Source organism: Rhodococcus oxybenzonivorans (assembly GCF_003130705.1).
GTDB lineage: Bacteria > Actinomycetota > Actinomycetes > Mycobacteriales > Mycobacteriaceae > Rhodococcus_F > Rhodococcus_F oxybenzonivorans.
Map to the genome: position 1 here is coordinate 5,651,575 of NZ_CP021354.1, position 23,604 is coordinate 5,675,178.

The window sequence follows — 23,604 nt, forward strand, 5'->3', positions numbered from 1 at the left end:
CACCGTCGTGGCCGGATCCGTCACGACCGCCCGCAGTACGCGGAGGAGCCGTTCCCCGAATCTGATCACCGACGCGCGTTCGAAGACGTCGGTGGCGTACAGGAAACCCGCCGACATGCCTGCCGCAGAGCCCTTGTCGTCGTAATGCTCCGCCAGTGAGAGTTGCAGGTCGAATTTGGCGACACCCGGGTCGACGTCCACCGCTTCGACGGTCAGACCAGGCAGCTCGAGGTGCGCTCGCACCGTGTTCTGGAATTCCAGCAAAACCTGGAACAGCGGTGAATACGACGTCGAACGCACGGGAGCGAGCTCGTCGACGACGCTCTCGAAGGGCACATCGGTATGCCCGAACGCAGCGAGGTCCGTGTCACGGGCCTCGGCAAGCACGTCGATGAAGGACGCGTCCGACCGGACCCGGGTCCGGAGCACCAGCGTGTTGACGAACATCCCCACCAAGTCGTCCAGCGCCGCCTCACCGCGCCCTGCGATCGGTGTGCCCACGGCCACGTCGCCCGATCCCGACATGCGCGACAGCAACACGGCGAAGGCCGCGTGCATCACCATGAACAGCGTCGCATTGTGCTCGCGCGCAAGCAGAAGCAGTTGCCGGTGCAGACCGGCGTCGATGGGGAACGACGCGCATCGACCCTGAAGTGACCGTGCGGCGGGCCGGTTCCGGTCGAGCGGCAGATCGGTGACCTCGGGCAGTTCCGCCAACGTATCCCGCCAATACCCGAGTTGCCGGGACATGAGACTGCCGGGATCCTCAGGGCTACCGAGGAGCGCACGCTGCCACACGCTGTAGTCGGCATACTGCACCGGCAACGGTTCCCAATTGGGACGGGCACCCGCCCGCCGGGCTGAATACGCCACCATGAGATCGCGGGCCAGCGGTGCGAGCGACGCACCGTCGGCCGAGATGTGGTGCACCACCATGACGAGCACGTGTTCGTCCGGGCCGATCCACAGCAGCGCGGCGCGCAGCGGCACGGCCCGGCTGACGTCGAAGCCGACCGCGAGGAGCGTCTCGATCCGCTCGTTCAGTGACTCGTCGCCGTCGACCCGCGGGGTGAGGTCGGGAACAACCTGTGCTGCGTCGACGATCTCCTGGTACGGGCCGTCCGCCGACGCGGGGTACTTGGTGCGCAGCGCTTCGTGCCGCTCGATCACGTCACCGACCGCGTCCCTCAGGGTGTCCGAGTCGAGCGGACCGAGGAGCCGTACCGCCATCGGAATGTTGTAGGCCACCGACCCCGTGTCGAACTGATTGAGGAACCACATGCGCTGCTGTGCCAGTGACAGCGGAATCCGGTCGGGCCTCTCACCCCCGACGAGAGGCCGGCGATCCGCGAGTTGCATACCCGCACGCCGAATATGCGCGGCCAGCAGTTCGGCGGTGGGTGCATCGAACAGGGCACGCACGCCCACGTCCGATCCCAGGGCGGCATTGATCCGCGCGATCACCCGCGTCGCGACCAGCGAGTTGCCGCCGAGGTCGAAGAAACTGTCGTCGACGCTGATCCGCTCGACACCGAGAATCTCCGTGAAGACCTCGACGATCGACTCCTCCACCGGATCGGCGGGCGCCCGGAACTCCGCGGCGGCGGACAGAAACTTCGGTTCCGGCAACGCTGCCCGGTCTACCTTCCCGACCGGGTTCAACGGGATGTCGTCCAGCACCATGATGACCGCGGGCACCATGTACGCCGGCAACCGATTCCGCACCTGCCGCAACAGCTCAGCGGTCTGGATCGGCCTGCCGGCGGCCGGCACGACGTACGACACCAGCACGGTGTCCCCGGACGGGCCCGGCCGCCCGATCGTGACCGCGAACCGCACGTCCTGATGCGCCTGCAGTAAGGCATCGATCTCGCCGAGCTCGATCCGGAATCCTCGGACCTTCACCTGGAAGTCGCTGCGCCGCAGATACTCCAGCGTGTAGTCGGGCCGCCAACGCACTACGTCGCCGGTGCGGTACATCCGGCCGGGGCCGTACGGGTCAGCGACAAACCGCACAGCGGTGAGCGCGGGCCGTCCATGATAACCCCTGGCCACGCCGGCACCGGCGATGTACAACTCGCCCGGTGCGCCGACGGGTACCGGATGCAGCCGAGCGTCCAGGACCACCTGCTGGGTGCCGCGGATCGGCCCGCCCAGGGTGATCGGGCCGCCGGGTGTCATCGGCGCACTGATGTTCGCCATCACGGTGGTCTCGGTGGGGCCGTACGCGTTGTGCAACCGGCGGCCCGGAGCCCACCGGGCCACCAGTTCGGGCGGGCAGGCCTCCCCGCCCACGACGACGTCGAGGAAGTCGCCGAGCGAATCCGGCGGAATCGTACTGAGCGCCGCCGTGGTGATGAAGCCGTGCGTGACGCGCTCCGATCGCAGTACATCGGCGATCTCCGTGCCCCCGTAAGTGGTCGGCGGCACGATCACCATCGTCGCCCCCACCCGAATGCCTGCAGGTACTCGAACACGGACGCGTCGAAACTGGGCGTCGAGAAGTGCAGCGTGCGAGACGATCTGGTGGCGCCGAACCGCTCCCGTTGGTCGACCGAGAAGGAGTCCAGACCACGGTGCGTGACGACCACGCCTTTGGGCTGCCCCGTGGAGCCCGACGTGTAGATCAGGTACGCGGCGCTGTCGAGCGACACCGGCCCCTCGAGGTCTGCCTCGGTCAGCGGCGCGTCGGACCGGGCGGCGCACTCGGACCGGAAATCGGGATCGTCGAGCGCCAGCCAGGGGATCGAGTCGGGCAACCGCTCACGCAGTGCTTCTTCCGTCAGACCGACCACCGCACCGGAGTCGCCGAGCATGTAGTCGATTCGGTCGGCGGGATAGTTCGGGTCCACCGGCACGAATGCCGCACCCGTCTTGGTGACCGCCCAGACCGAGGCCACCGAACGGAACGACCGCGGCAACGCCGTCGCCACGAACGACTCGGGGCCCACCCCACGATCGATCAGCACTCGCGCGACCCGGGTCGACCAGGTGTCCAATTCCCGATAGGACACCTCCTCGCCCTGCTGGTACAGAGCCGTCGCCGCCGGATCGAGCGCCGCAGCGTCTGCCAACAGGGCGGACAGGGTTCGCTCGGACCGGCCGGGTAAACCCCGCACCGGAGTCAGCGCGGCACGTTCCTGGTCGGACAGGATGGCGATGTCGCCGATCGGAACGTCCGGGTCCGCGGCCACCGCGTCGAGGATGCGGCCGAACCGCTCGGCCGCGATGCGAATGGTGTGAGGGTCGAACAGGTCGGCGGCAAAGCCGAATTCGACGGTGACACCCGCCGGTTCACCCGACTCGTCGATCGCCTCGGTGACCGACGCGCACAGATCGAGGCCCGCGACGGGCGCACTGCGCGCGCTGTCCTCCCGGGTGTCGAGGAGCACCTGGAAGATCGGCGCGTACGCATCCGACACCGAGATGTCGAGTTCCCGCACCAGCTGCTGGAACGGGACCTCGGTGTGGGCCGTTGCCTCGGCGGCGACGTCCCGGACCTGATGCAGGAAGTCCCGGAACGACACCTCGCCCGCGTACCGGGTCCGGACCACGACGACATCGGTGCGCTCGCTCACGTCCACCGGGATTCCCACGGCGAGGTCCTCGCTGCCGGTGACCCGGCCGAGCAGAACCGACAGAGCCGCGAGGAACACCGTGCGGGTGGTGGTGCCCGCAGCTGCGGCGAGTCCGGCGACACGTCGGTGCAGCGCACCCGTCAGCATCACGGACACTCGATCACTCGCCTGCGACAGCTGCGCGGGCCGCGGCCGGTCACTGGGCAACGGCAGCAGGTCGGGCAGCCCACCCAGCTGCCTGCGCCAGTACTCCACTTCCGCCGCCTCGCGCAGCAGGCGCTCACCGGTGCGGGCACTGATCCGGTGAACACTGTCCACCCGCGACTGCGGATCGGCGGTGGCGAGTTCCTCGAGCAGCTCCAGGAACTGTCGATGATGCTCCCGCAGCTCGGTGCGCTCGTAACGGCTGGGGTTGGCCCGGAAGTCGACGAAAATCTTGGTCGGGGTCCCGCTCTGGTACACGTTGATCAGCAGGTCTTCCACCGGACCGGACGTGACGATGTGGAAATCCCCCGTCAGGGGGCCCAACGCCACCTCCTGACGGAACAGCATGACGTTCACCATGGGCCCGTACAGCTCCGCCGCCTTGTCACCGGCATCGCGGCGGATGTCGTCGAGACTGCACCGCTGATGCCGCAACGCGCCCACCAGTTCGCGCTGCACCCGTTCGACGAGCTCGCCGACGGCGTCCTCCCCGCGGACACTGACCGGCAACGGCGCCACATTGACCAGCATCCCGCCTGAATTGCGCAGCACCGCTGTGGTCCGCGCCGACACCGGGATGGTCACCAGCACATCGGTCCTGCCGGTACGCCGCGACAGATAGCAGGCGGCAGCGGCGATGAGGGTGGCCGCCGACAGATTGTCGCGGGAATCGAGCACCGCCACCACGGCCTCGGACAGTGCGGCGCTCTCGACCGTGCTGGTAGCCGACACGTGTCCCGTCGTGCGAGCCAGAGTGGTCCCCTCGACCCCGGCCACCCGCTGCGCCCAGTACTCCCGGTCGCTGACGAATCGGTCGGACGTGCGGTACCGGTTGTCGAGGTCGTACAGCTGCCGCAGACTCACCGCGCGGTTCGCATCCGGCGCCCGACCGGCAACCGACGCGGAGTAGCGGTGCGCGATGCGGCGGAGCATCGTCATGGCACCGTATCCGTCGAGCGCCACGTGGTGAATCCGGCTGTACCAGAGGAAGTGCGTGTCACCGATCTGCAGGATCGACGTCTCCACCAGGCGATCGGTGCTGAGGTCTATCGGGGTGACGTAGTCACGTTCCATCCAGTCGTGCGCCGCAGCCTCGGGATTGTCTTCGCCGCGGAAGTCGAGGTAGGCGATCGACGTGTCGGTCGCGTGATCGACGTACTGCAGCGGCTGACCGTCGATGTCGTCGACCTTGAGCAACGGCGACTCGAACTCGCGAGCCGCCTCGACCGTCTCCCGCCGGAGCAGGTCGACGTCGAGGGCGCCCGCGAATTCGACGTACTGGGCGATGAAGATCGGGACCCTGGGTTCGAGTTGCTGAGCGAACCAGGTGGCCCGTTGCGCTGCCGACAGGGGAAACGGTTCCGCGTGACCCGGACCCGAACTGACCGTTTTCTGCGATTTGGCGGGTGCCACTGTCTTTCCCTTCGGAAACGGATCCCCGACAGGATCAGCGCGCGCGGTGAGTCTGCCGAGACAGAGGGAGTCGGGAGCCGGCGCTCTTCTCCCGTCTCCGGAATGGGTACCTCACGTAGTCCAGGGCACACTCGAACTCGACCTCGCCCCGCCCTCACCAGGACGGACACACTATTTACGAGTATCCGCCCCGCGGAGCACCGGCGTCCAGGAAACGGCAGGTTCGGCACCAATGGATACTGAGGCCATGCCCGAGCGACTCGACACCCCAGGGATCGATGCGGCGGACTTCCGGGTCCATGTCGTCACGCAGGCCATTCGTCTCTTCGCCGAGAACGGATACGAGGCCACGACCGTCGAGCAGATCGCGACGGCCGCGGGCGTGTCCCGCCGCACCTTCTTCCGTCAGTTCCGCTCCAAGGAAGACGTGATCTTCGCCGACCACGAATCGTTGCTCCAGCAGGCGGGCGACTACCTGACGTCGGAATCCGACGACCCGTGGGCGGCGGTCTGCAGCACCGCCTGCCTGGTGTTCGACCGGTTTCAGGAAAACCGGGAACTGTCCGAGCGCCGGTATCGGGTGGTGCAGCGCGTCCCGGCGCTGCGCGACCGTGAGATCGTGACCGGCGTGCGGTACGAGCGACTGTTCGTCGACTACCTCCGGAACGTGGTCCCTACCGAGCCGGTGTTGAAGGTGATCGGGTTCGCGGCCGCCGTCACCGCGTGCCACAACCATCTCCTGCGGAACATGATCAAGGGTGATCCGGCGGCCACCGCCGACGCGCTGGAACGCGCCCTGCTCGATGTTCGCCGGACATTCGGGGTCGCCGCGGGCGCGCCATCGCGGGAACAGAATGCGGTGGTTGTCGTGTCGTATCCGCCGGGGACCCGGTGGACAAGATTACGGATGGCATCGCGACGCAGTTGTCGCAGCGTCATCCCTGAGGCGCCCGTCACTCTTGACTGGCACTCAGTGCCGTGGTTGACTGCACAGTACTAGCAGTACTATGCCCGACGACGAACATTGTGGCACGCGTAGCCGAAGATAGCCCTGGCACGGAGTGCCGCTCGCGTTCGATGCCGTTGCAATCGACAAGGAGCGCCAACATGGCCGGAAATCCGGACTTCGATCTGTTCAAGCTCGCAGAAGAGCACGACGAACTGCGGTCCGCGATCCGCGCGCTCTCCGAGAAGGAGATCGCGCCATACGCGAAGGAGGTGGACGAGGACTCGCGGTTCCCCGAGGAAGCGCTCACCGCTCTCGTGAACTCGGGTTTCAACGCCATCCACGTTCCGGAGCAGTACGACGGCCAGGGCGCCGACTCGGTCGCCACCTGCATCGTGATCGAAGAGGTCGCCCGCGTCTGCGGCTCCTCCTCCCTGATTCCTGCAGTGAACAAACTGGGCACCATGGGCCTGATCCTCAATGGCTCCGAGGAACTCAAGCAGCAGGTGCTGCCGCAGCTGGCTTCCGGTGAGGCGATGGCCTCGTACGCACTCTCCGAGCGCGAAGCCGGGTCGGACGCCGCGAGCATGCGCACCCGCGCGAAGCAGGAAGGTGACGACTGGATCCTCAACGGGTCCAAGTGCTGGATCACCAACGGCGGCAAGTCGAGCTGGTACACCGTCATGGCCGTCACCGACGCCGACAAGGGTGCCAACGGCATCTCCGCGTTCATGGTGCACAAGGACGACGAGGGCTTCGTCGTCGGCCCCAAGGAGAAGAAGCTCGGCATCAAGGGCTCACCCACCGCGGAGCTGTACTTCGAGAACTGCAAGATCCCCGGAGACCGCATCATCGGCGAGCCCGGCACCGGCTTCAAGACGGCGCTGCAGACCCTCGACCACACGCGGCCGACCATCGGCGCGCAGGCCGTCGGCCTCGCGCAGGGCGCTCTCGACGCGGCGATCGCGTACACCAAGGACCGCAAACAGTTCGGCAAGTCGATCAGCGATTTCCAGGCCGTGCAGTTCATGCTCGCCGACATGGCGATGAAGGTCGAGGCCGCGCGCCTCATGGTGTACACCTCCGCCGCCCGCGCGGAGCGTGGCGAGAAGAATCTCGGTTTCATCTCCGCCGCCGCCAAGTGCTTTGCTTCGGACGTCGCCATGGAGGTCACCACGGACGCAGTCCAGCTGTTCGGTGGAGCCGGCTACACCACGGACTTCCCGGTGGAGCGCATGATGCGGGATGCGAAGATCACCCAGATCTACGAAGGCACCAACCAGATCCAGCGCGTCGTCATGTCGCGTGCCCTGTTGAAGTAGGCGGCTACGCCGCCCGTGAGTGGTTAGCGAGTCTCTGGACTCGCTAACCACTCACGGGCATGACTAAGGAGAATCGTGGAACTAGTAGGAGTGATCGGCGGCGGCACCATGGGCGCCGGTATCGCCGAAGTATGTATCAAGGCCGGTAGCTCGGTGTTGATCCTCGAAACCAAGCAGGAGTACGCCGAGGCCGCGCAGGGTCGGATCGAGAAATCGCTGGCCCGAGCGGTGAAGGCGGGCAAGCTCGACCAGGACGCCGCGGACGCCGCCCTCGCCCGCGTGCGCGTCACCCTCGACATCGACGACTTCGCGGACCGCGACCTCGTGATCGAGGCTGCACCGGAGATCGAGTCGCTCAAAGTCGACATCTTCCAGAAGCTCGACAAGATCGTGAAGCCGTCCGGCATCCTGGCGTCGAACACGTCGTCCATCCCGCTGATCAAGATGGCCAACGCCACGCAGCGCCCGGGACAGGTCGTCGGTATCCACTTCTTCAACCCGGTTCCCGTGATGCCGCTGGTCGAGATCGTGGTCAGCCTAGTCACCTCCGAGGAGACCGTCACCGTAGTCACCGACTACGTCAAGAACACCCTGCGCAAGAAGACGGTGCGTGCCGGCGACCGCGCGGGATTCATCGTCAATGCGCTCCTCATCCCGTACCTCACGTCGGCGGTCCGCATGCTCGAGTCGGGCTACGCCACCGCCGAGGACATCGACGAGGCGATGAAGGGCGGCTGCGGCTACCCGATGGGTCCGCTGACCCTCATCGACACCGTGGGCCTCGACATCACGCTCGCCGCGGCGGAGTCGCTGTATGCCGAGTTCGCCGAGCCTCACTACGCCCCGCCGACGCTGCTCAAGCGCAAGGTCGATGCGGGACATCTGGGCAAGAAGAGCGGTAAGGGTTTCTACGACTACAGCTAGTTCCGCGTCTGCGGGAGCCCGTCGCGACGTCGCGGCGGGCTTTCGCCGTTCTTGACCGCGTACCCCATGTAGGAGATGGCGGTGCTGCGCACCTGCCCGAAGTCGAGTCGGCGGCTCAGCTCTCCGTAGGTCAGTGTTCGCCCGCCTGCCCGGGCGAGGTCGAGGAGGCGCAGTGGATTTCTCGACCGCGGCCCGAGTCCGACGATCGCCCCGAGTCGCAGCCCGTGCCGCCCCATCACGGATTCCAGTTCCTGCGGCCGCACGCACATGGACCAGTCGTGGATGGGTGTATCGAACATTCTGGTCATACGCCATTCCTGCATGATCTTGATGGCCACCAGTTTGCTGACGAAGGTCCGGTTGATGGTGTCGAACAGGTACAGACCACCCGGCTTCAGCGCCCTGGCCGTCTCGGCGATCACGCCGTCGAGATCGGAGACGTGTTCGAGGACATCGCAGCAGTAGACGACGTCGAACGAGGCGTCGGGCACCGGCAATTTCTCCCCGGCACCGATGCGGTACTCGATGTCCAGATCGGCGTCGGTGGCGTGCCTGCGCGCAGTAGCGATCGACACCTCCGATGGGTCGACCCCGACCACCCGGAAACCGATGTGGGTGAACTCCTCGGCGAGAAATCCGCCGCCGGAGCCGACATCGAGCGCGCAGAGACCGCGATAGTCGGACCCCAGATGCTCGGTGAGCACCGTGCGGAAGTATGCAAAACGTCCTGGCGTGAGGCTCCCGTGCAGCAAGTTCAGTGGGTTGTCCTCCTCCCACCATGACTCGCCTCGACGGTTGTAGACGTCGTTGTCGATGACCACGGACCACCTTCCCAACCCAGGACGCACGAAGACACGGTCCACCCTTCCCCTGCGCGTCGATCTCTTCAACCCGGCGGGTGTGCGCAATGCTCGTTCCATGACAATCCGGGCCGCACACGTCGGCATGGTGCTCGGTGGGTTCGCCGTCGGCGTGGCGTCGACCTCGCCGATGCCCACCGAGTACGCGTTCGTGATCGTGGGCTCCCGCGTCGGGACGCTGTTCACCAGCGGCGTCGTCGGCGCAGTCCTCGGCGCGCTCGTCGCCGTGGTGGTGGCCACACGCCTGCGCGCCCGACTCGGCCTGGCGATGTCGGCGGTGTCCGGCCTGACGCTTCTGGCGATCGGCCCGGTGGTCGGGTCTTCACCGTTCGTGCTGTACACCAACGGGATCGGTGTGGGACTGCTGCTGGGCGGCTTGGCGGGTCTGTCCGGCGCGAGCGACCGCGCCCGACTCCAGACCGCCCTCGCGGCGGGCGTGGTCGGCGGGTTGCTCCTGGCGGGACCACTCGACCAGTACCGGCACTCCACCGCTGTGCCGAGGAGGTACGCGGACTACCTACCCGAGCCGCCGCACAACACGGATCTGCTCGCCCTGGCGTTCCTCGCGGTGACCGCGATCGTGGTCATGGTCGCGCTGCAGTCCGGCGACTTCGACGCATCGTCGGAGTCCTCGCCCGACCGCCGCACCAGGCCGCTGGTGGTCGGATTGGTCCTGCCGGTGCTCGGACTGCTGCTGTACTGGCAGCTCGTCCGTGCGATCGATGCTCTGGGTACCGGCCCCGCGGTGCAGGATCGGTGGATACTCGGGGTCGCTCTGGTTCCGGTCGTCATCGCCGCGGCAGTGTGGTTGGAGAACCGTACCGGAACAGTGCTTCTCGCGGCGACGGCGTTCATCGCGGCGAGCGAGGGCGCGCAGACGGCCTGGTTCACGGATTCGTGGCTGTGGTTACTCGTTCCCGCCGCACTCGTGGCGCTCGGCGCGGCACTCGGCCGGGTACTGCCCCAACCTCTGTTCGGCATCGCGGCGCTCGCCCTCGTGGCGGTGTCGGCGGTCTTCGACACGGCGCCCTGGGACAATGTGTACACCGGTGCCGTGGTGCTTCTTCTGCCGGCCGCCGCCGCGTTCACCCTGACAGCGAGCCTGCCGTCGAGCGCTCCCGTGGTGACCACGTCGCTGGCTGGACCGGCGGCGTTCGCGATTCCCTTGACAGCCGATTTCGGTTGGACCGCCTATGCGCCCCTGAAGGGAGGAGACTCCGCGCTCGAACCGAGCGCGTGGGACGGAATGTCGACCGCGGCTCCGGTGGTCGCAGTGGTGGCGTGTGGGCTGGCGATCGCCTATCTCCAGCGCCGACCGGCCCCATAGTGCCAAGCTGGTTCATGGCACTTCATCGGCGGGCTTTCCTGTTGGCGTGCGTCCTGGCTCTGGGAGCTGCGTGTACGACGACAGATCAGGCGTCGGGCCCGGACACCTCGGCGAGCGCGGCCGCGTCGGGAACAGAATCCACAGATTCGGCGCAGGCGGACGGGGTGATGACGATCGTGCGCGACGCGATGGCGCAGGCCCACCTACGGGCGGTGATCGTTCGTGTCACGGTGGACGGCAAGGAAATCGTCACCGAGGCCGTCGGCGAGTCGATGACGGGGGTGCCGGCCACCACCGACATGCACTTCCGCAATGGCGCGGTAGCCATCTCGTACGTGTCCACGCTGCTGCTCCAACTCGTCGACGAGAAAAAGGTGAGCCTCGACGACAAGGTGTCGACGTGGCTGCCCGACATTCCCCACACCGACCGCGTGACGCTCCGTCAGCTCGCCCAGATGACCTCGGGCTACGTCGATTACGTGCTCGGCAATACCGACTTCGACAAGGCGATCTACGCCGACCCCTTCCGTAATTGGACCCCCGAAGAACTTCTGGCTTACGCCACCTCCAAGCCACTGCTCTACGAGCCCGGAACCAACTGGAACTACGCCCATACCAATTACGTCATTCTCGGGTTGGCGCTCGAGAAGATCACCGGTCAGCCGATGACGACTCTCATGCAGGACAAGGTGCTCGGACCACTCGGCCTGGACAACACCACGGATCCGGGGACGGCGGCGATCACCGAACCGGTCCTGCACGCGTTCTCGTCCGAGCGGCGGGAGGCACTGCAGATTCCGCCCGGCACCTCGTTCTACGAGGAATCGACATTCTGGAACCCGTCGTGGACGATCACCCACGGCGCCATCCAGACCTCGAACATCTACGACCTCCACGACACTGCGATAGCCATCGGCACAGGCAAACTCCTGTCCCGTGAGTCGTACGAGGCCATGATCTCGACGGACCTGCGGGGCAAGACGACCACCCTGCCTGGCTGTCCCACGTGTTTCCCGCAATCGGACGACTACACCTACGGGCTCGGGCAGCCCATCGTCGGCAACTGGTTGATGCAGAATCCCCTCTTCAGCGGATACGCGGCGGCCGAGGCGTACTTGCCGTCGAAGAAGATCGCGATCGCCGTGGCCGTCACCTACGACCAAGCCGCGTTCGACGACACCGGTGCGTACAAGAACGAAGCCGATATTCTGTTCCGGAAAATCGGCGCGTATCTCGCTCCCGGCGACGCTCCGGGCATCCCGGCCGGAGCCTGACATGGCGGCGGCTCTCCGATTGAACACGCGACAGGGCCGCTGGGTTGTCGTCGCCACCGTCCTCGGCTCCGGCCTTGCCCTTCTGGACGGCACGGTGGTGAATATCGCGTTGCCGCACATCGGCGAGGATCTCGGGTCGGGTGTCGAGGGTTTGCAGTGGACCCTCAGTGGTTACACACTTGCGCTGGCGTCCCTGATTCTGCTGGGCGGGGCCCTCGGCGACCGCTGGGGCCGAAGACGTGTCTTCGTCTGGGGGACAGTGTGGTTCACCGTCGCGTCGGTGCTGTGCGGCCTCGCGCCCGACATCACCTTTCTGGTGGTCGCCCGCATTCTCCAGGGAATCGGAGCCGCGCTGCTGACCCCGGGGAGTCTCGCCTTGATTTCGGCGTCCCTGCACGAGGACGACCGCGGTGCGGCGATCGGACTGTGGTCCGGACTCGGCGGGGTGGCGGGGGCTATCGGGCCGTTGCTCGGCGGGTGGCTGGTGGAAGTGGCGGGGTGGCGATCCGTTTTCTTCCTGAACGTTCCGCTGGCCGCCGTAGTCATCTGGGCGTCTATCCGACACATACCCGAAAGCCGCGACCCTCATCCGCCGGATCATCTGGATGTCCTCGGGTCGGTGTTCGCGGTGTTCGGGCTGGGCGCCCTCACTTACGGGCTGATCGAAATGAATCCGATCGCCGGTGCGTTCGGGGCCGTGGCGCTCACCGCGTTCGTCGTGGTGGAACGCCGATCCCCCGATGCCCTCGTGCCACCCGCGCTTTTCAGGTCCCGCATGTTCGTGGCAGCGAACCTGGTGACTTTCGCCGTATACGCGGCGATCGGTGGGGTCTTCTTCCTGTTGGTGATGCAGCTTCAGCTGGTGGCGGGGTATTCGCCGGTTGCCGCCGGCCTTGCCACCATGCCGATCACTCTCGCGATGCTGGCCCTCTCCTCCCGCGCCGGTCGCTATTCGCAGAACCACGGTCCCCGACTGCCGATGACGCTCGGCCCCGCGCTCGCGGCCATTGGCCTCCTCCTCATGACACGGATCGGGTCCGACGCGTCGTACTGGTCCGACGTCCTGCCGGGCGTGATCGTGTTCGGACTCGGACTGTCGGCCATCGTCGCCCCGCTGACCACCGCGGTTCTCGGGTCGGTCCCCGTCGAGCAAGCCGGTGTCGCGTCCGGGGTCAACAACGCCGTGGCGCGCACCAGCCAGCTACTCGCCGTGGCCGCGCTGCCGGGTCTCGCCGGGATCGACGCCGCCAGCCTGGCCGAACCCGACAGCTTCTCGCAGGGCTTCCGGATCGCAATGTACCTGTGCGTCGCCATGCTCGTCGTCGGCGCGATCATCGCAGCCGCCCTCATTCGCACGCCGGCGGCGCCGGCACAGGTTCCCCCAGATTCCGTTGCCTGCCAACCACATTGCGACGTCACCGGACCCGCGGTACAACCGACCACTATCCGGTCCGGGACTAGTCCGGCATGACCCGCAGCGCCGGGCCCGCGCACCTCCTCGTGCAAACCCTCCATCTTAGCGTCGAGGTGCCGGGCGTCCAGGGTGAGCGGGAGTCCTTTGCGGGCGGTCTTGCCGAGGACGCTGTCTGCCGATTTCAGGCGCGACTTCACATGTTCGATCGGACTGTGGTCGTGAATGTAGGTGAACTCGTCCTTCAGGATGTTGATCTTGGTCATCATCTCGTCGATCCCGAACTTGTACGACATCAGGAAGCGAGTGAACTCGCGCCGTTGGTCGATGAGGGCCTCCGCTTATCGAGGTCGGGCCTCTCGTATTCTGGTCGCGTGGTGACTTCGGGTACCGACCCCGCGAGCGTGCGCGTCGACAGCTGGACCTGGGCGGTCCGGCTGTTCAAGACGCGCTCGGCGGCAGCTGCGGCGTGCCGGTCGGGGCACGTGCGGGTCAACGGCTCCCCGGCCAAGCCTGCGCAGCCGGTGAAGGTGGGCGACGAGGTCCGTATTCGCGCCGCCGGAACCGAACGCATCGTGGAGGTGACCCGCCCCATCGCCAAGCGAGTCGGTGCTGTCATCGCCGCGGAGTGTTACACCGACACCACACCGCCACCTCCTCCTCTCGAGGTTCTCGCCTCTCTTCCCCGACGCGACCGCGGGGCCGGCCGGCCGACCAAACGCGAACGTCGGGAGATGGATCGGCTCCGTGGGATGACGGACTCAGACCGGGGTGTGGCTGAGGATGTGTAGCGCGCCGGGCACGGCCTCGATCGTTACCGGGAGCGGACCGACGCGGTCACCGTCCGCGTAGGCCGTGATGCCTTCGCACCGCAACCGCACCGTCCGCGAACGGTAGGTCTGCACTTCGGGAAGATCGACATGGGTGCCCTTGTAGACCCGGGGGAACAACCGGACCAGCCGCGCCCGTGATCCGTATCCCACCACGGTGACGTCGAGAAGGCCGTCGGCCTTGTTCGCTCCGGGGCAGATCTGCATTCCGCCGCCGTAGGATCGGCCGTTGCCCACCGCAACCAACGTGGCGTCCACCTGCACGGTGGCGTCGTCCAGTTCGATCGAATAGTCCAGGGGACGAAGCCGCGTGAGCTCCGCCAGCATGGCCAAGTTGTACCGCATCGGCCCCTTGGGCCACGTCATCCGATTGGCCCGATCGGTGACGAGCGAATCGAAACCGCTCGCCACCACCGTGCCCGCCCAGACCACCGCCCCATCCGTGAGCGTGATCCGGGCGAGATCCGACTCCTGGACCTCACCGTCCGCGATCACATCGGCCGCCGCGACCGGATCGCCGACGGGAACCCCGAACTCGCGCGCATGATCGTTTCCGGTACCTGCGGGGATCAGTCCGATCGGTGTTCCCGACCGTGCCGCGGCCTGCAAGCCGATACTGATCGCACCGTCCCCACCGACTACGACCAGCGCATCGGTGCCGTCATCGATGGCCCGGCGGGCGAGCGTGCGCGCATGATCGGCGTCGGTCCCGATGATCTCGGTGACCGTTACACCGCGTTCACGCAGCCGCGCCACGCCCTTACGTCCGGCGACCGGGGCGTGGCCGTGCCCGGCCAGCGGGTTGATCAGGACCGTGACCCGCTCGACGGTCTTCGTCGTGCTCACGGAATCAACTTTCCGGGATTGAGGATTCCGGCCGGGTCGACCGCATCCTTGATGGCCCGCAGGATGGTGACCCCGAGATCACCGATTTCCTTACGCATCCACGGGCGGTGGTCGACGCCGACCGCGTGGTGATGCGTGATGGTCCCGCCGGTGGCGACGATCGCGTCACCCGCAGCGGTTTTCGCTTGTCGCCACTGTTCGAGTGGGTCGGCCGCCTGAGCGCAGACCACGGTGAAGTACAGCGAGGCCCCCGTCGGATACGTGTGGGAGATGTGGCACAGGACGAGCGGTGGAGTGCCCTGCTCGGAGAGAGCCGAGGTGAGCGCCGTCGTGACCGCCGCACGCAGCGCGGCGAGATTGCCCCAGTGCGTGGAGGTTTCGAGCGTTTCGCAGAGTGCACCGGCGTCGAGCAGGGAGTCGCGTAGATAAGGTGCATCGAAACGTCCGTGCTCCCAGCTGTTCCCGGGATCCGCCCCCAACGACGTGCCTCCGTGCGCCTGCAGCACCGCGCGAGCCTCGGCCACCCGCTCGGCGGTGTGTGCGGCGGTGCCTTCGAACGTGGTGATCGCCAGGCAGCCACCGGCGACGGCCTCGTCACCGATCTTGTCGGTGGTCGCCAGATTCACACCGGTTTCGGCCTCGTCGGACAGTCGCAGCACGGTGGGAACAGCACCTTCCTGCCGCAGGGCGCGCAGAGCGGCAGCGCCCGTCTCGAAGTCGGGGAAGTTCCAGCCCTCACGGACGGTCGACTCGGGAACGGCATGCACCCGCACGCGCACCCGGGTGATCACGCCGAGGGTTCCCTCCGAGCCGACGAACAACTCCCCCAGGTCCGGTCCCGCAGCGGACGCCGGCGCCCGTCCCGTGTCGAGAATGCCGGCCGGAGTGACGACGCGCAGCCCCTCCACCATGTCCTCGAACCGGCCGTAGCCGGCGGACGCCTGCCCCGAGGACCGGGTCGCCGCGAAGCCGCCGATGGTGGCGAACCGGAAGCTCTGCGGGAAGTGCCCCAACGACAAGCCGTGCGCCCCCAACAGCTCTTCGGCACGCGGTCCCGTCACACCGGCGCCCAGGGTCGCGACACCGGACTCGGCATCGAGGTCGAGCAGGGTGTCGAACCTCCGCAGATCGAGCGACACGACGGCGGCGAATCGGTCGCGCACCGGATCGAGACCGCCCACAACGCTCGTGCCTCCCCCGAACGGCACCACGGCGATCGCGCTGTCCGTGCAGTAGCGCAGCACTTCACCGACCTCGTCGTCGGTTCCCGGGGTGATCACCGCGTCGGGCGCATCCTGCGGTTCCGAGCTGCGACGGCGCAGCAGGTCGAGAGTGCTTTTTCCGCCGGCACGCAGGAGGCGATCGGTGTGCGCGGTACTGCAGAACCGCTCCCCGACGATGGTCGCCAGGGCGGCCCGGTCCTTCTCGGACAGGGCGCTGGGAGCGAGGACGACATCCCCCGGGTTCCGCTCCGGAGCCTCGGTGATCAACACCCCCAGCGCCTGCTGCAGCAGGGCTTTGATCCCGTCAGAGAGAACCTTCCGTTTCTCCGGCGCACCCCAGGCATCCCACTGCATCGGGGGTGCCGTCAGGACGGCCTGATCATCCGATCGCTCATTGCTCATGCGTTATAGTGTTACACATCATGTAAGAGTGTAACTAGGCTTCACCGTCGACCGCGCTCCCGCCACACCTGCCGGATGGGTCGTAACACCAGTCCCATCTGCCTGCGGGTCTTGCCGCGGGTCACCAGCACACCGATGATCGCGACCGCCCAGACCGGGTACTGCACCAGCCACGCCACGCGGAACGCCGCGAACGAGTACCCTCCCATCGCGTCGAGGATGAGCCCCATCGCCTGTATGACCAGCAACGAAGCGAGGAAACCGCCGATGTTGACCATCCCCTGCGCGGTACCCATGCTCGTGCTCGGGTTGAACATCCGGGCGTAGTCGAACCCGATCATCGAACCGGGACCGCCCACCGAAACGACCACCACGAGCAGAACCAGCATCCACATCGGCGCCGGCTCCGAAAGAGCGAGGACCGCCGTCCACATCGCGGCGTTGCTGATCATGATCGACAAAACAAGATATGACCGGCGCATGGGGAAACGCCCACTGAGGACGCCGATGATCGGCCCCGCGACGATCGCCGAGATCACCGACAGGGTGAGCAGCGAGCCTGCCTCCGCCGCTGATAGACCCTGCGCAGACCGCAGGTAGGGCACCCCCCACAGCAGCGCGAACGTGGTCATCGAGAACTGTGTGCCCATGTGCGTGAAGAATCCGAGCCGAGTGCCGGGACGCGCCCACACGGTTCTGATCTGCCGTCCCACCTCCCGCAGTCCCGCGGGCGCGGCCACTACCTCGAGGCCGGGCGGCGAGTTCCGGATCACCGAGACGGCCAGCACGAACGACAGCAACCCCAGTGAGGCGGCGCTGCCGTAGGCGAAGTTCCATCCGGGACCGTTGAGCAACAGCATCAACGGCAATGCCGACAGGATCTGGCCTATCTGCCCGAAGATGCCGGTCAGCTGGGACACCAGCGGGACGCGTCGCGGCGCAAACCACTGCGGCACCAGACGCAGCACCGAAATGAACGTCATCGCGTCGCCGATTCCGACGAGCACCCGCGCGGCGATGGCGATCGGCAGCGACTCGGTGACCGCGAGAAGCATCTGCGCCGACGCCATGATGAGGGCGCCGGACGCGATCATGCGCCGCGAACCGTACCGGTCGAGGAGCACTCCCGCCGGAATCTGCATTCCTGCGTACACCACGATCTGCAGGACGACGAAGCTGGAGAGCACGCTGGGACTGATCGAAAACCGTTCGGTTGCAGCGAGACCCGAAACACCGAATGAGGTGCGGTGGAGGACGGCGACGATGTAGGCGATGACCCCGACACCCCACACCAACCACACTCTGCTCATCGCAGATCAAACTACTCCCCGGCGACCGTTACCCGCCGGTTGCGCTACTCCCGCCCGAAGGACACCCACTGGGGATCGGCCGAGCGGTGGCCGACGGTGAGATCGGCGAGCAGGTCGAGACGAGCGATCTGGTCGTCGGTGAGCGTCAGCGCGAGCGCACCGGCATTCTCGGTGACGCGGGCAGCGAACCGGGTCCCGGGAATGGACACCGTCGGCAGCCCGAATGCGCGTCCTTTCGCGTCGAGCCACGCCAACGACACCTGGGCGGGGGTTGCCTCGAGTTCGGCGGCCACCTCGCGAACGACGTCGAGCACCTTCGAGTTCGCGGTCAGTGCGTCGTCACCGAACCGCGGGAAGCGCCGGCGCAGGTCGTGCTCGTCCAGGGCGGCCGGGTCGTAGGTGCCGGTGAGGAAGCCGCGCCCGACCGGCGAGTACGGGACGAATCCGATGCCGAGCTCTGCCGCCGCCGGGACGACCTGCCGTTCCACGTCGCGGCTCCAGATACTCCACTCGCTCTGGATCGCGGCGATGGGATGCACTCCCGACGCTCGCCGCAGTTCGTCCCCGGTGGCCTCCGACAGTCCGATGTGCCGGACCTTGCCTGCGGCGACCTGCTCGGCGATTGCCCCGACGGTCTCCTCGATCGGCACTGTCGGGTCGACGCGGTGCAGGTAGTAGAGGTCGATGTGGTCGACACCGAGCCGGGCCAGCGAAGCCTCGAGCGCCTGCGCCACGTACTCGGGCTTGCCGTTGATGCCGCGCTGACCATTGGCGATGTTGCCCACGAGACCGAACTTGGTGGCCAACTGCACTTCGTCGCGGCGTTCCTTCAGGACCTTGCCCACCGCCACCTCACTGGCACCTCCGCCGTACACGTCGGCCGTATCGATGAACGTCACACCGATGTCGATTGCATGGTGCAGGGTCGCGAGGGCTTCACCGGGATCCACGGGTCCGTACACGGGGGCGACGGACATGGCCCCGTATCCCTGCGCACTCACGGTCAGCCCGTCGGACAGTTGCACGGTGGGGAGGGAGTTACTCATGCCGACCATCTTTACCGACTGGGCGGCACCGTGCACCGTCTGGAATCGCACTGATCGATATGCGGGTCGGGTAGCACCGGCCTGCCACGGGATTCGGGCGACCGGGCTGTCGGCGCGCGCCTAGGCTGTGACTCATGACAATCTCGGATCCGAAGCCCCGCAGCCGCGACGTCACCGACGGACTGGAGAAGACCGCAGCCCGCGGAATGCTCCGCGCGGTGGGCATGGGCGACGACGACTGGGGGAAATCGCAGATCGGCGTCGCATCGTCGTGGAACGAAATCACCCCCTGCAACCTCTCGCTCGACCGCCTCGCGAAGTCGGTGAAGGACGGGGTTCATTCGGGCGGTGGATACCCGCTCGAGTTCGGCACCATCTCCGTCTCCGACGGGATCTCCATGGGGCACGAAGGCATGCACTTCTCCTTGGTGTCGCGCGAGGTGATCGCCGACAGCGTCGAAACGGTGATGCAGGCCGAGCGCCTCGACGGTTCGGTCCTCCTTGCCGGGTGCGACAAATCGCTGCCCGGAATGCTGATGGCCGCCGCCCGGCTCGACCTGGCCAGCGTCTTCCTCTACGCCGGCTCGATCCTGCCCGGTATCGCGAAACTGTCCGACGGCAGCGAACGACAAGTCACCATCATCGACGCGTTCGAAGCGGTCGGCGCCTGCTCCCGCGGACTGATGAGTCGTGAAGATGTCGACACCATCGAGCGCGCAATCTGTCCCGGCGAAGGTGCCTGCGGCGGAATGTATACCGCTAACACCATGGCCAGTGCCGCGGAAGCACTGGGTATGTCCCTTCCCGGCAGCGCCGCTCCCCCGGCGACCGACCGCCGCCGCGACGGCTTCGCCCGGCGCAGCGGCGAAGCCGTGGTCGAACTGCTTCGCCGGGGCATCACCACCAGCGACATCCTCACCAAAGAGGCATTCGAGAACGCGATCGCCGTCGTCATGGCGTTCGGTGGATCCACCAACGCCGTCCTGCACCTTCTCGCCATCGCTCACGAAGCCGGGGTCGAACTGACCCTCGACGACTTCAGTCGGGTCGGAGCACGTGTCCCGCACCTGGCGGATGTCAAACCGTTCGGCTCACACGTCATGACGGATGTCGATCACATCGGCGGTGTTCCCGTCGTCATGAAGGCGCTTCTCGACGCCGGACTCCTTCACGGCGACTGCCTGACGGTCACCGGCAAGACCATGGCGGAGAACCTCGCGGACATCGCGCCCCCGGACCCGGACGGCAAGGTGCTCCGCGCGATGAGTTCACCCATCCACCCGACCGGTGGCATCACCATCCTGAAGGGTTCACTCGCACCCGGGGGTGCCGTGGTGAAGTCGGCGGGTTTCGACTCCGACGTGTTCACCGGCACCGCCCGCGTCTTCGACCGCGAGCGAGCCGCGATGGACGCCCTCGAGGACGGCACCATCACCAGCGGTGACGTGGTCGTCATCCGCTACGAGGGACCCAAGGGCGGTCCCGGAATGCGGGAGATGCTGGCCATCACCGCCGCGATCAAGGGCGCCGGCCTCGGCAAGGACGTGCTGCTCCTCACCGACGGCCGCTTCTCCGGCGGCACCACCGGCCTGTGCGTCGGCCACGTCGCACCCGAGGCCGTCGACGCCGGGCCCATCGCCTTCGTCCGCGACGGCGACCAGATTCGGCTCGACGTGGGCACCGGGACCCTCGATCTGCTCGTCGACGAAGAGGAACTCACCGCCCGGAAGAACGGGTGGGAGCCACTCCCGCCGCGCTATACCCGTGGCGTTCTGGCCAAGTACACCAAGCTGGTCGGCTCCGCTTCCGGCGGCGCTGTCTGCGGGTAGGCGCTCCGCGCCCGTGAGTGGTTGACGAGTCCAGAGACTCGTTAACCACTCACGAGCGCCGAAGGCGCCTAAATGGGCCGGAAGCCTGCGCCCGGACCGCCGCTCGCATTCATGTCGCCGACGATCACCGACATGTTGGTTCCGATCTCCGGGCCGATGCACGGAGCAGCCAAATAGGCGTTGACCATGGCAACGAGGGTGGTACCGACGACCAGCGGTGCACCGGAATCGCCCTCCACCACGCACGCCTGCGTCCACGTCTCCTGGGTTTGCATCAGGTCGCCATACACGATTCCGCAGGTGTTGCCGGTGGTTCGTCCTTCCTTGCATGCGACCTGCGGGAAGCTGGCCGGGGCACCGATCTGGGTGATGGTGACATTGCCGACCCGGTTGACCGGCACCACCTTCGCCCGATCGAACTGGATCACCGCGTAGTCGAGCGCCGGGTTCGACTTCACGAACGTGCCCACCACTCCGGTGTCCAACGCAGCTTCGGAGACCACGGTGGAACCGACATCACCACAATGGCCCGCCGTCACACCGACCAGGCGACCGCCGCTGTCATTCCCGATCGTGGTGAGCGTGCACACCAACTCGTCATTCACCACGATCCCCGACCCACCCCCGAGGACCGCCGGAGGCGCGGCCGTCGCGATACCACTGCCAAGAAAACCCAGAACTCCCACCGTGGCTGCAACAACCGCCGCGAATCGTTTCAACATTGTTCGAACCTTCCCGGAAAATGAGCCCCGACGGCCGCGTGTCTCCCCATAAGAATCCCACCCCGCCCATTGCGCGCGTGGGGGAATGCGACGGAGAATCGCGACCGCCAGCCAGCTCACTCCCCGGCGCCGAGCGCCTCCAGCGCCTTCCGGGCGTCCTCGAGTTGCCTGCTCAGCTCCTCGACCCTCGCCGCGGCGAGGTTGCGCGCCGCAACGATGATCGACTCGACGGCCTCGATCGCCGTCTCCTCGCCCAGTTCGCGCACGGCACGCTCCACGGCCTCCGGCGAGACGGGGACGGCCTTACCCGGACGTTTGGCCCCGTGCGCGACGGTGACACTCCAGTCGTTGTCCGCTCCGGCGTGGATGGTGACGCTCACGCCGGCGGGGGCTTTCTTCGTTGTCCGTTTCGCGGGCGTCGCGGCGGGTTTCGGTGCGGCAGCGACGGGCTCGGGCGCCGACACGGTGCTCGGCGCCGGAGCCTTGGCGGCGGGCGGACCGGGCTCGATCTCCTGGTGGACAGCGGGCTTCGCGGGTACTGTCGCGGGTGCGGTCTTCGGTGCCGGAAGGCGTTTCATCATGAGCTCCTCCGCTTCGAACGGAAGCTCGTCGTCGACACCCTTGGGCCGAATCATCACCGTATTACCCTGCACCGAAAGAGCTCTCGCCGACGCGCCTGCTTCGAGACGAAGGCTCGGCATCGCCTCGCGCAGATACACGGTGGCGCGTCTGCCCTCCGCGATCGCAGCAGCGAGAGTCTCGAGATTCTCCGCTGTCAGGTGATCCGGTGTGGCGGCTGCACCGGAACGTCTACGGGGCGGCATGGCGCTGTCCTTTCTGGGGTGATCTCGCGAACGGGCTCGTGAGCCCAGCAACTCTCGCACACACCACCGACGTTTCCGCACCGGGCGGGCCCGCACAATGGCAGATTGAGAGCAGATCGAAGGCAAGTGATGAGCGCGCGAGAGGACAGCAGTGGTCGCGGACACCAATGACGACGAGACGGAGACGGTTCCGGAGGTCGAGCCGAGCCTGCTCCGCGACATCCAGGCCGACCTGGAGGAGTCGCTGCTCGGTGGCCCTCGGCGATACACCCGACTGGAGATCGCCGAGTTCGCGGGAGTATCGGTCGAACGTGCGGACCGACTGTGGGTGTCCATGGGTTACGCAGTGGACACCGACCCACACGGGGTGATGTTCACCGAGGGAGACATCGAAGCCCTGCGCACCATCGCGTCTCTCGTCGATCGAGGGATCATCTCGCCGGACCGCGAAGTGGCGGCTGCCCGCGCGCTCGGCCAATCGATGTCCAGACTGGCCGAGTGGCAGGTGTCGCTGATCAGCACCCACATCATCGAACAGCTCGCCGGCTCCACCGATAGTGACCCGGAAGCGATCCGGCGGCAAGTGCGCGAACTGACCGCCGACATCCTGCCCGCGGTCGAGTCGCTGCAGGCTTACGTGTGGCGACGGCACATCGCGTCCACGACGGGCCGCAACGTGGGCAACCCGGGCGAGGAAGTGGCTAGCCGCACTTTGGTCGTCGGCTTCGCGGATATCGTCGGGTACACCTCGCTCACCCGCCAATTGGGCGCGCGAGATCTCGCCGACCTGCTGGAACGGTTCGAGTCGGCTTCGGCGTCCGTGATCAGCGGACACCACGGCTGGGTGGTGAAGACCGTGGGCGACGAGGTGATGTTCGCAGTCGAGTCGCCGGCCGACGCCGCCGCCATCGCCTTCACTCTCCAGGAACAGGTACTCCCCGACGAGGGCGACCCGAATCTCCGAGTGGGCCTCGCGATGGGACCGGCTCTCGTACGATTCGGGGATCTCTACGGCTCCGTCGTCAACACCGCGGCGAGACTGACAAGTTCGGCACGTCCCGGCACGGTGCTGATCGACGACGAGCTCGCCGGCGCACTGGCCGACACCCCCGGCTGCTATCTCAAGCAGCTACGACCACGACGGGTCCGGGGTATACGGCGGCTCGAGCAGTATGTGCTGCGACGAGACCGCGAGGGCTAATTCTCTGGTGTCAGCTTCCGAAGGGCAGGGTTCCGGGCGGAATGGAGTATCCACTGCTTCCTGCGGCTACCCCGCCCCACGCACCGAGGATCCAGTTGAGTGCTTCAGTGAT

The 23,604-nt window shown here is 66.8% G+C and carries 16 protein-coding genes and 2 pseudogenes; 9 read left to right on the forward strand and 9 right to left on the reverse strand.

The window, feature by feature from the left end; genetic code table 11:
- Positions 1 to 30: 30 nt before the first annotated feature.
- Positions 31 to 5,195: pseudogene (locus CBI38_RS40960) on the reverse strand (condensation domain-containing protein); the annotation flags it as partial.
- Positions 5,196 to 5,427: 232 nt separating this feature from the next.
- On the opposite strand from CBI38_RS40960, the gene CBI38_RS26115 reads away from it, so the two are divergent.
- The 3 genes from CBI38_RS26115 to CBI38_RS26125 all read left to right on the forward strand — a co-directional run bounded on the left by CBI38_RS26115 (position 5,428) and on the right by CBI38_RS26125 (position 8,387).
- On the forward strand, positions 5,428 to 6,195 hold the full coding sequence (locus CBI38_RS26115; protein WP_230989972.1) for a TetR family transcriptional regulator: 768 nt from the start codon (positions 5,428 to 5,430) through the stop codon (positions 6,193 to 6,195).
- Between the two features lie 107 nt (positions 6,196 to 6,302).
- Positions 6,303 to 7,463, forward strand: a complete 1,161-nt coding sequence (locus CBI38_RS26120; protein ID WP_109333462.1) for an acyl-CoA dehydrogenase — start codon at positions 6,303 to 6,305, stop codon at positions 7,461 to 7,463.
- 75 nt (positions 7,464 to 7,538) lie between these two features.
- On the forward strand, positions 7,539 to 8,387 hold the full coding sequence (locus tag CBI38_RS26125; protein WP_109333464.1) for a 3-hydroxybutyryl-CoA dehydrogenase: 849 nt from the start codon (positions 7,539 to 7,541) through the stop codon (positions 8,385 to 8,387).
- Here CBI38_RS26125 and ubiG read toward each other — a convergent pair.
- Positions 8,384 to 9,208: a bifunctional 2-polyprenyl-6-hydroxyphenol methylase/3-demethylubiquinol 3-O-methyltransferase UbiG gene (gene ubiG, locus CBI38_RS26130; RefSeq protein ID WP_230989973.1), complete on the reverse strand. Its 825-nt coding sequence runs from the start codon at positions 9,206 to 9,208 to the stop codon at positions 8,384 to 8,386. The genes CBI38_RS26125 and ubiG overlap by 4 nt on opposite strands.
- On the opposite strand from ubiG, the gene CBI38_RS26135 reads away from it, so the two are divergent.
- From CBI38_RS26135 to CBI38_RS26145, 3 genes are read left to right on the forward strand one after another with little or no spacing between them, the layout of a single operon-like run.
- Positions 9,201 to 10,574, forward strand: a complete 1,374-nt coding sequence (locus CBI38_RS26135; RefSeq protein WP_230989974.1) for a hypothetical protein — start codon at positions 9,201 to 9,203, stop codon at positions 10,572 to 10,574. The two genes, ubiG and CBI38_RS26135, sit on opposite strands and share 8 nt — an antisense overlap.
- A 14-nt stretch (positions 10,575 to 10,588) precedes the next feature.
- The gene (locus CBI38_RS26140) at positions 10,589 to 11,848 is read left to right on the forward strand and encodes a serine hydrolase domain-containing protein (RefSeq protein WP_109335371.1); all 1,260 of its coding nucleotides are present in this window, start codon (positions 10,589 to 10,591) and stop codon (positions 11,846 to 11,848) included.
- Position 11,849: 1 nt separating this feature from the next.
- Complete coding sequence (locus CBI38_RS26145) at positions 11,850 to 13,319, forward strand: MFS transporter (RefSeq protein WP_109333471.1); 1,470 nt, start codon at positions 11,850 to 11,852, stop codon at positions 13,317 to 13,319.
- A 62-nt stretch (positions 13,320 to 13,381) separates the two neighbouring features.
- On the opposite strand, the pseudogene CBI38_RS39370 reads toward CBI38_RS26145, so the two are convergent.
- A pseudogene (locus CBI38_RS39370) lies at positions 13,382 to 13,588 on the reverse strand (GTP pyrophosphokinase); the annotation flags it as partial.
- A gap of 45 nt (positions 13,589 to 13,633) precedes the next feature.
- On the opposite strand from CBI38_RS39370, the gene CBI38_RS26155 reads away from it, so the two are divergent.
- Positions 13,634 to 14,050, forward strand: a complete 417-nt coding sequence (locus CBI38_RS26155) for an RNA-binding S4 domain-containing protein (protein WP_109335372.1) — start codon at positions 13,634 to 13,636, stop codon at positions 14,048 to 14,050.
- Here the strand turns inward: CBI38_RS26155 and CBI38_RS26160 are convergent.
- From CBI38_RS26160 to CBI38_RS26175, 4 genes are all read right to left on the reverse strand, one after another.
- Positions 14,021 to 14,935, reverse strand: a complete 915-nt coding sequence (locus CBI38_RS26160) for a diacylglycerol kinase (protein ID WP_109333473.1) — start codon at positions 14,933 to 14,935, stop codon at positions 14,021 to 14,023. The two genes, CBI38_RS26155 and CBI38_RS26160, sit on opposite strands and share 30 nt — an antisense overlap.
- On the reverse strand, positions 14,932 to 16,512 hold the full coding sequence (locus CBI38_RS26165; protein ID WP_109335373.1) for an FAD-binding oxidoreductase: 1,581 nt from the start codon (positions 16,510 to 16,512) through the stop codon (positions 14,932 to 14,934). The genes CBI38_RS26160 and CBI38_RS26165 overlap by 4 nt, the downstream gene beginning before the upstream one ends.
- Before the next feature lie 89 nt (positions 16,513 to 16,601).
- Positions 16,602 to 17,870 (reverse strand): MFS transporter, encoded by a 1,269-nt coding sequence (locus CBI38_RS26170; RefSeq protein ID WP_109333475.1) that lies wholly within the window; start codon positions 17,868 to 17,870, stop codon positions 16,602 to 16,604.
- A gap of 44 nt (positions 17,871 to 17,914) precedes the next feature.
- Positions 17,915 to 18,925, reverse strand: a complete 1,011-nt coding sequence (locus CBI38_RS26175) for an aldo/keto reductase (protein ID WP_418328352.1) — start codon at positions 18,923 to 18,925, stop codon at positions 17,915 to 17,917.
- Positions 18,926 to 19,050: 125 nt separating this feature from the next.
- Between CBI38_RS26175 and ilvD the strand changes: the two genes are divergently transcribed.
- The gene (gene ilvD / locus CBI38_RS26180; RefSeq protein WP_109333477.1) at positions 19,051 to 20,745 is read left to right on the forward strand and encodes a dihydroxy-acid dehydratase; all 1,695 of its coding nucleotides are present in this window, start codon (positions 19,051 to 19,053) and stop codon (positions 20,743 to 20,745) included.
- Between the two features lie 68 nt (positions 20,746 to 20,813).
- Here the strand turns inward: ilvD and CBI38_RS26185 are convergent, their stop codons facing one another.
- Both CBI38_RS26185 and CBI38_RS26190 read right to left on the reverse strand, forming a co-directional pair.
- The gene (locus CBI38_RS26185; protein WP_109333479.1) at positions 20,814 to 21,467 is read right to left on the reverse strand and encodes a S1 family peptidase; all 654 of its coding nucleotides are present in this window, start codon (positions 21,465 to 21,467) and stop codon (positions 20,814 to 20,816) included.
- Between the two features lie 116 nt (positions 21,468 to 21,583).
- Positions 21,584 to 22,291: a DUF6319 family protein gene (locus CBI38_RS26190; RefSeq protein WP_109333481.1), complete on the reverse strand. Its 708-nt coding sequence runs from the start codon at positions 22,289 to 22,291 to the stop codon at positions 21,584 to 21,586.
- Between the two features lie 151 nt (positions 22,292 to 22,442).
- Between CBI38_RS26190 and CBI38_RS26195 the strand changes: the two genes are divergently transcribed.
- Positions 22,443 to 23,492 (forward strand): adenylate/guanylate cyclase domain-containing protein, encoded by a 1,050-nt coding sequence (locus tag CBI38_RS26195; protein ID WP_109333483.1) that lies wholly within the window; start codon positions 22,443 to 22,445, stop codon positions 23,490 to 23,492.
- Positions 23,493 to 23,604: the final 112 nt, after the last annotated feature.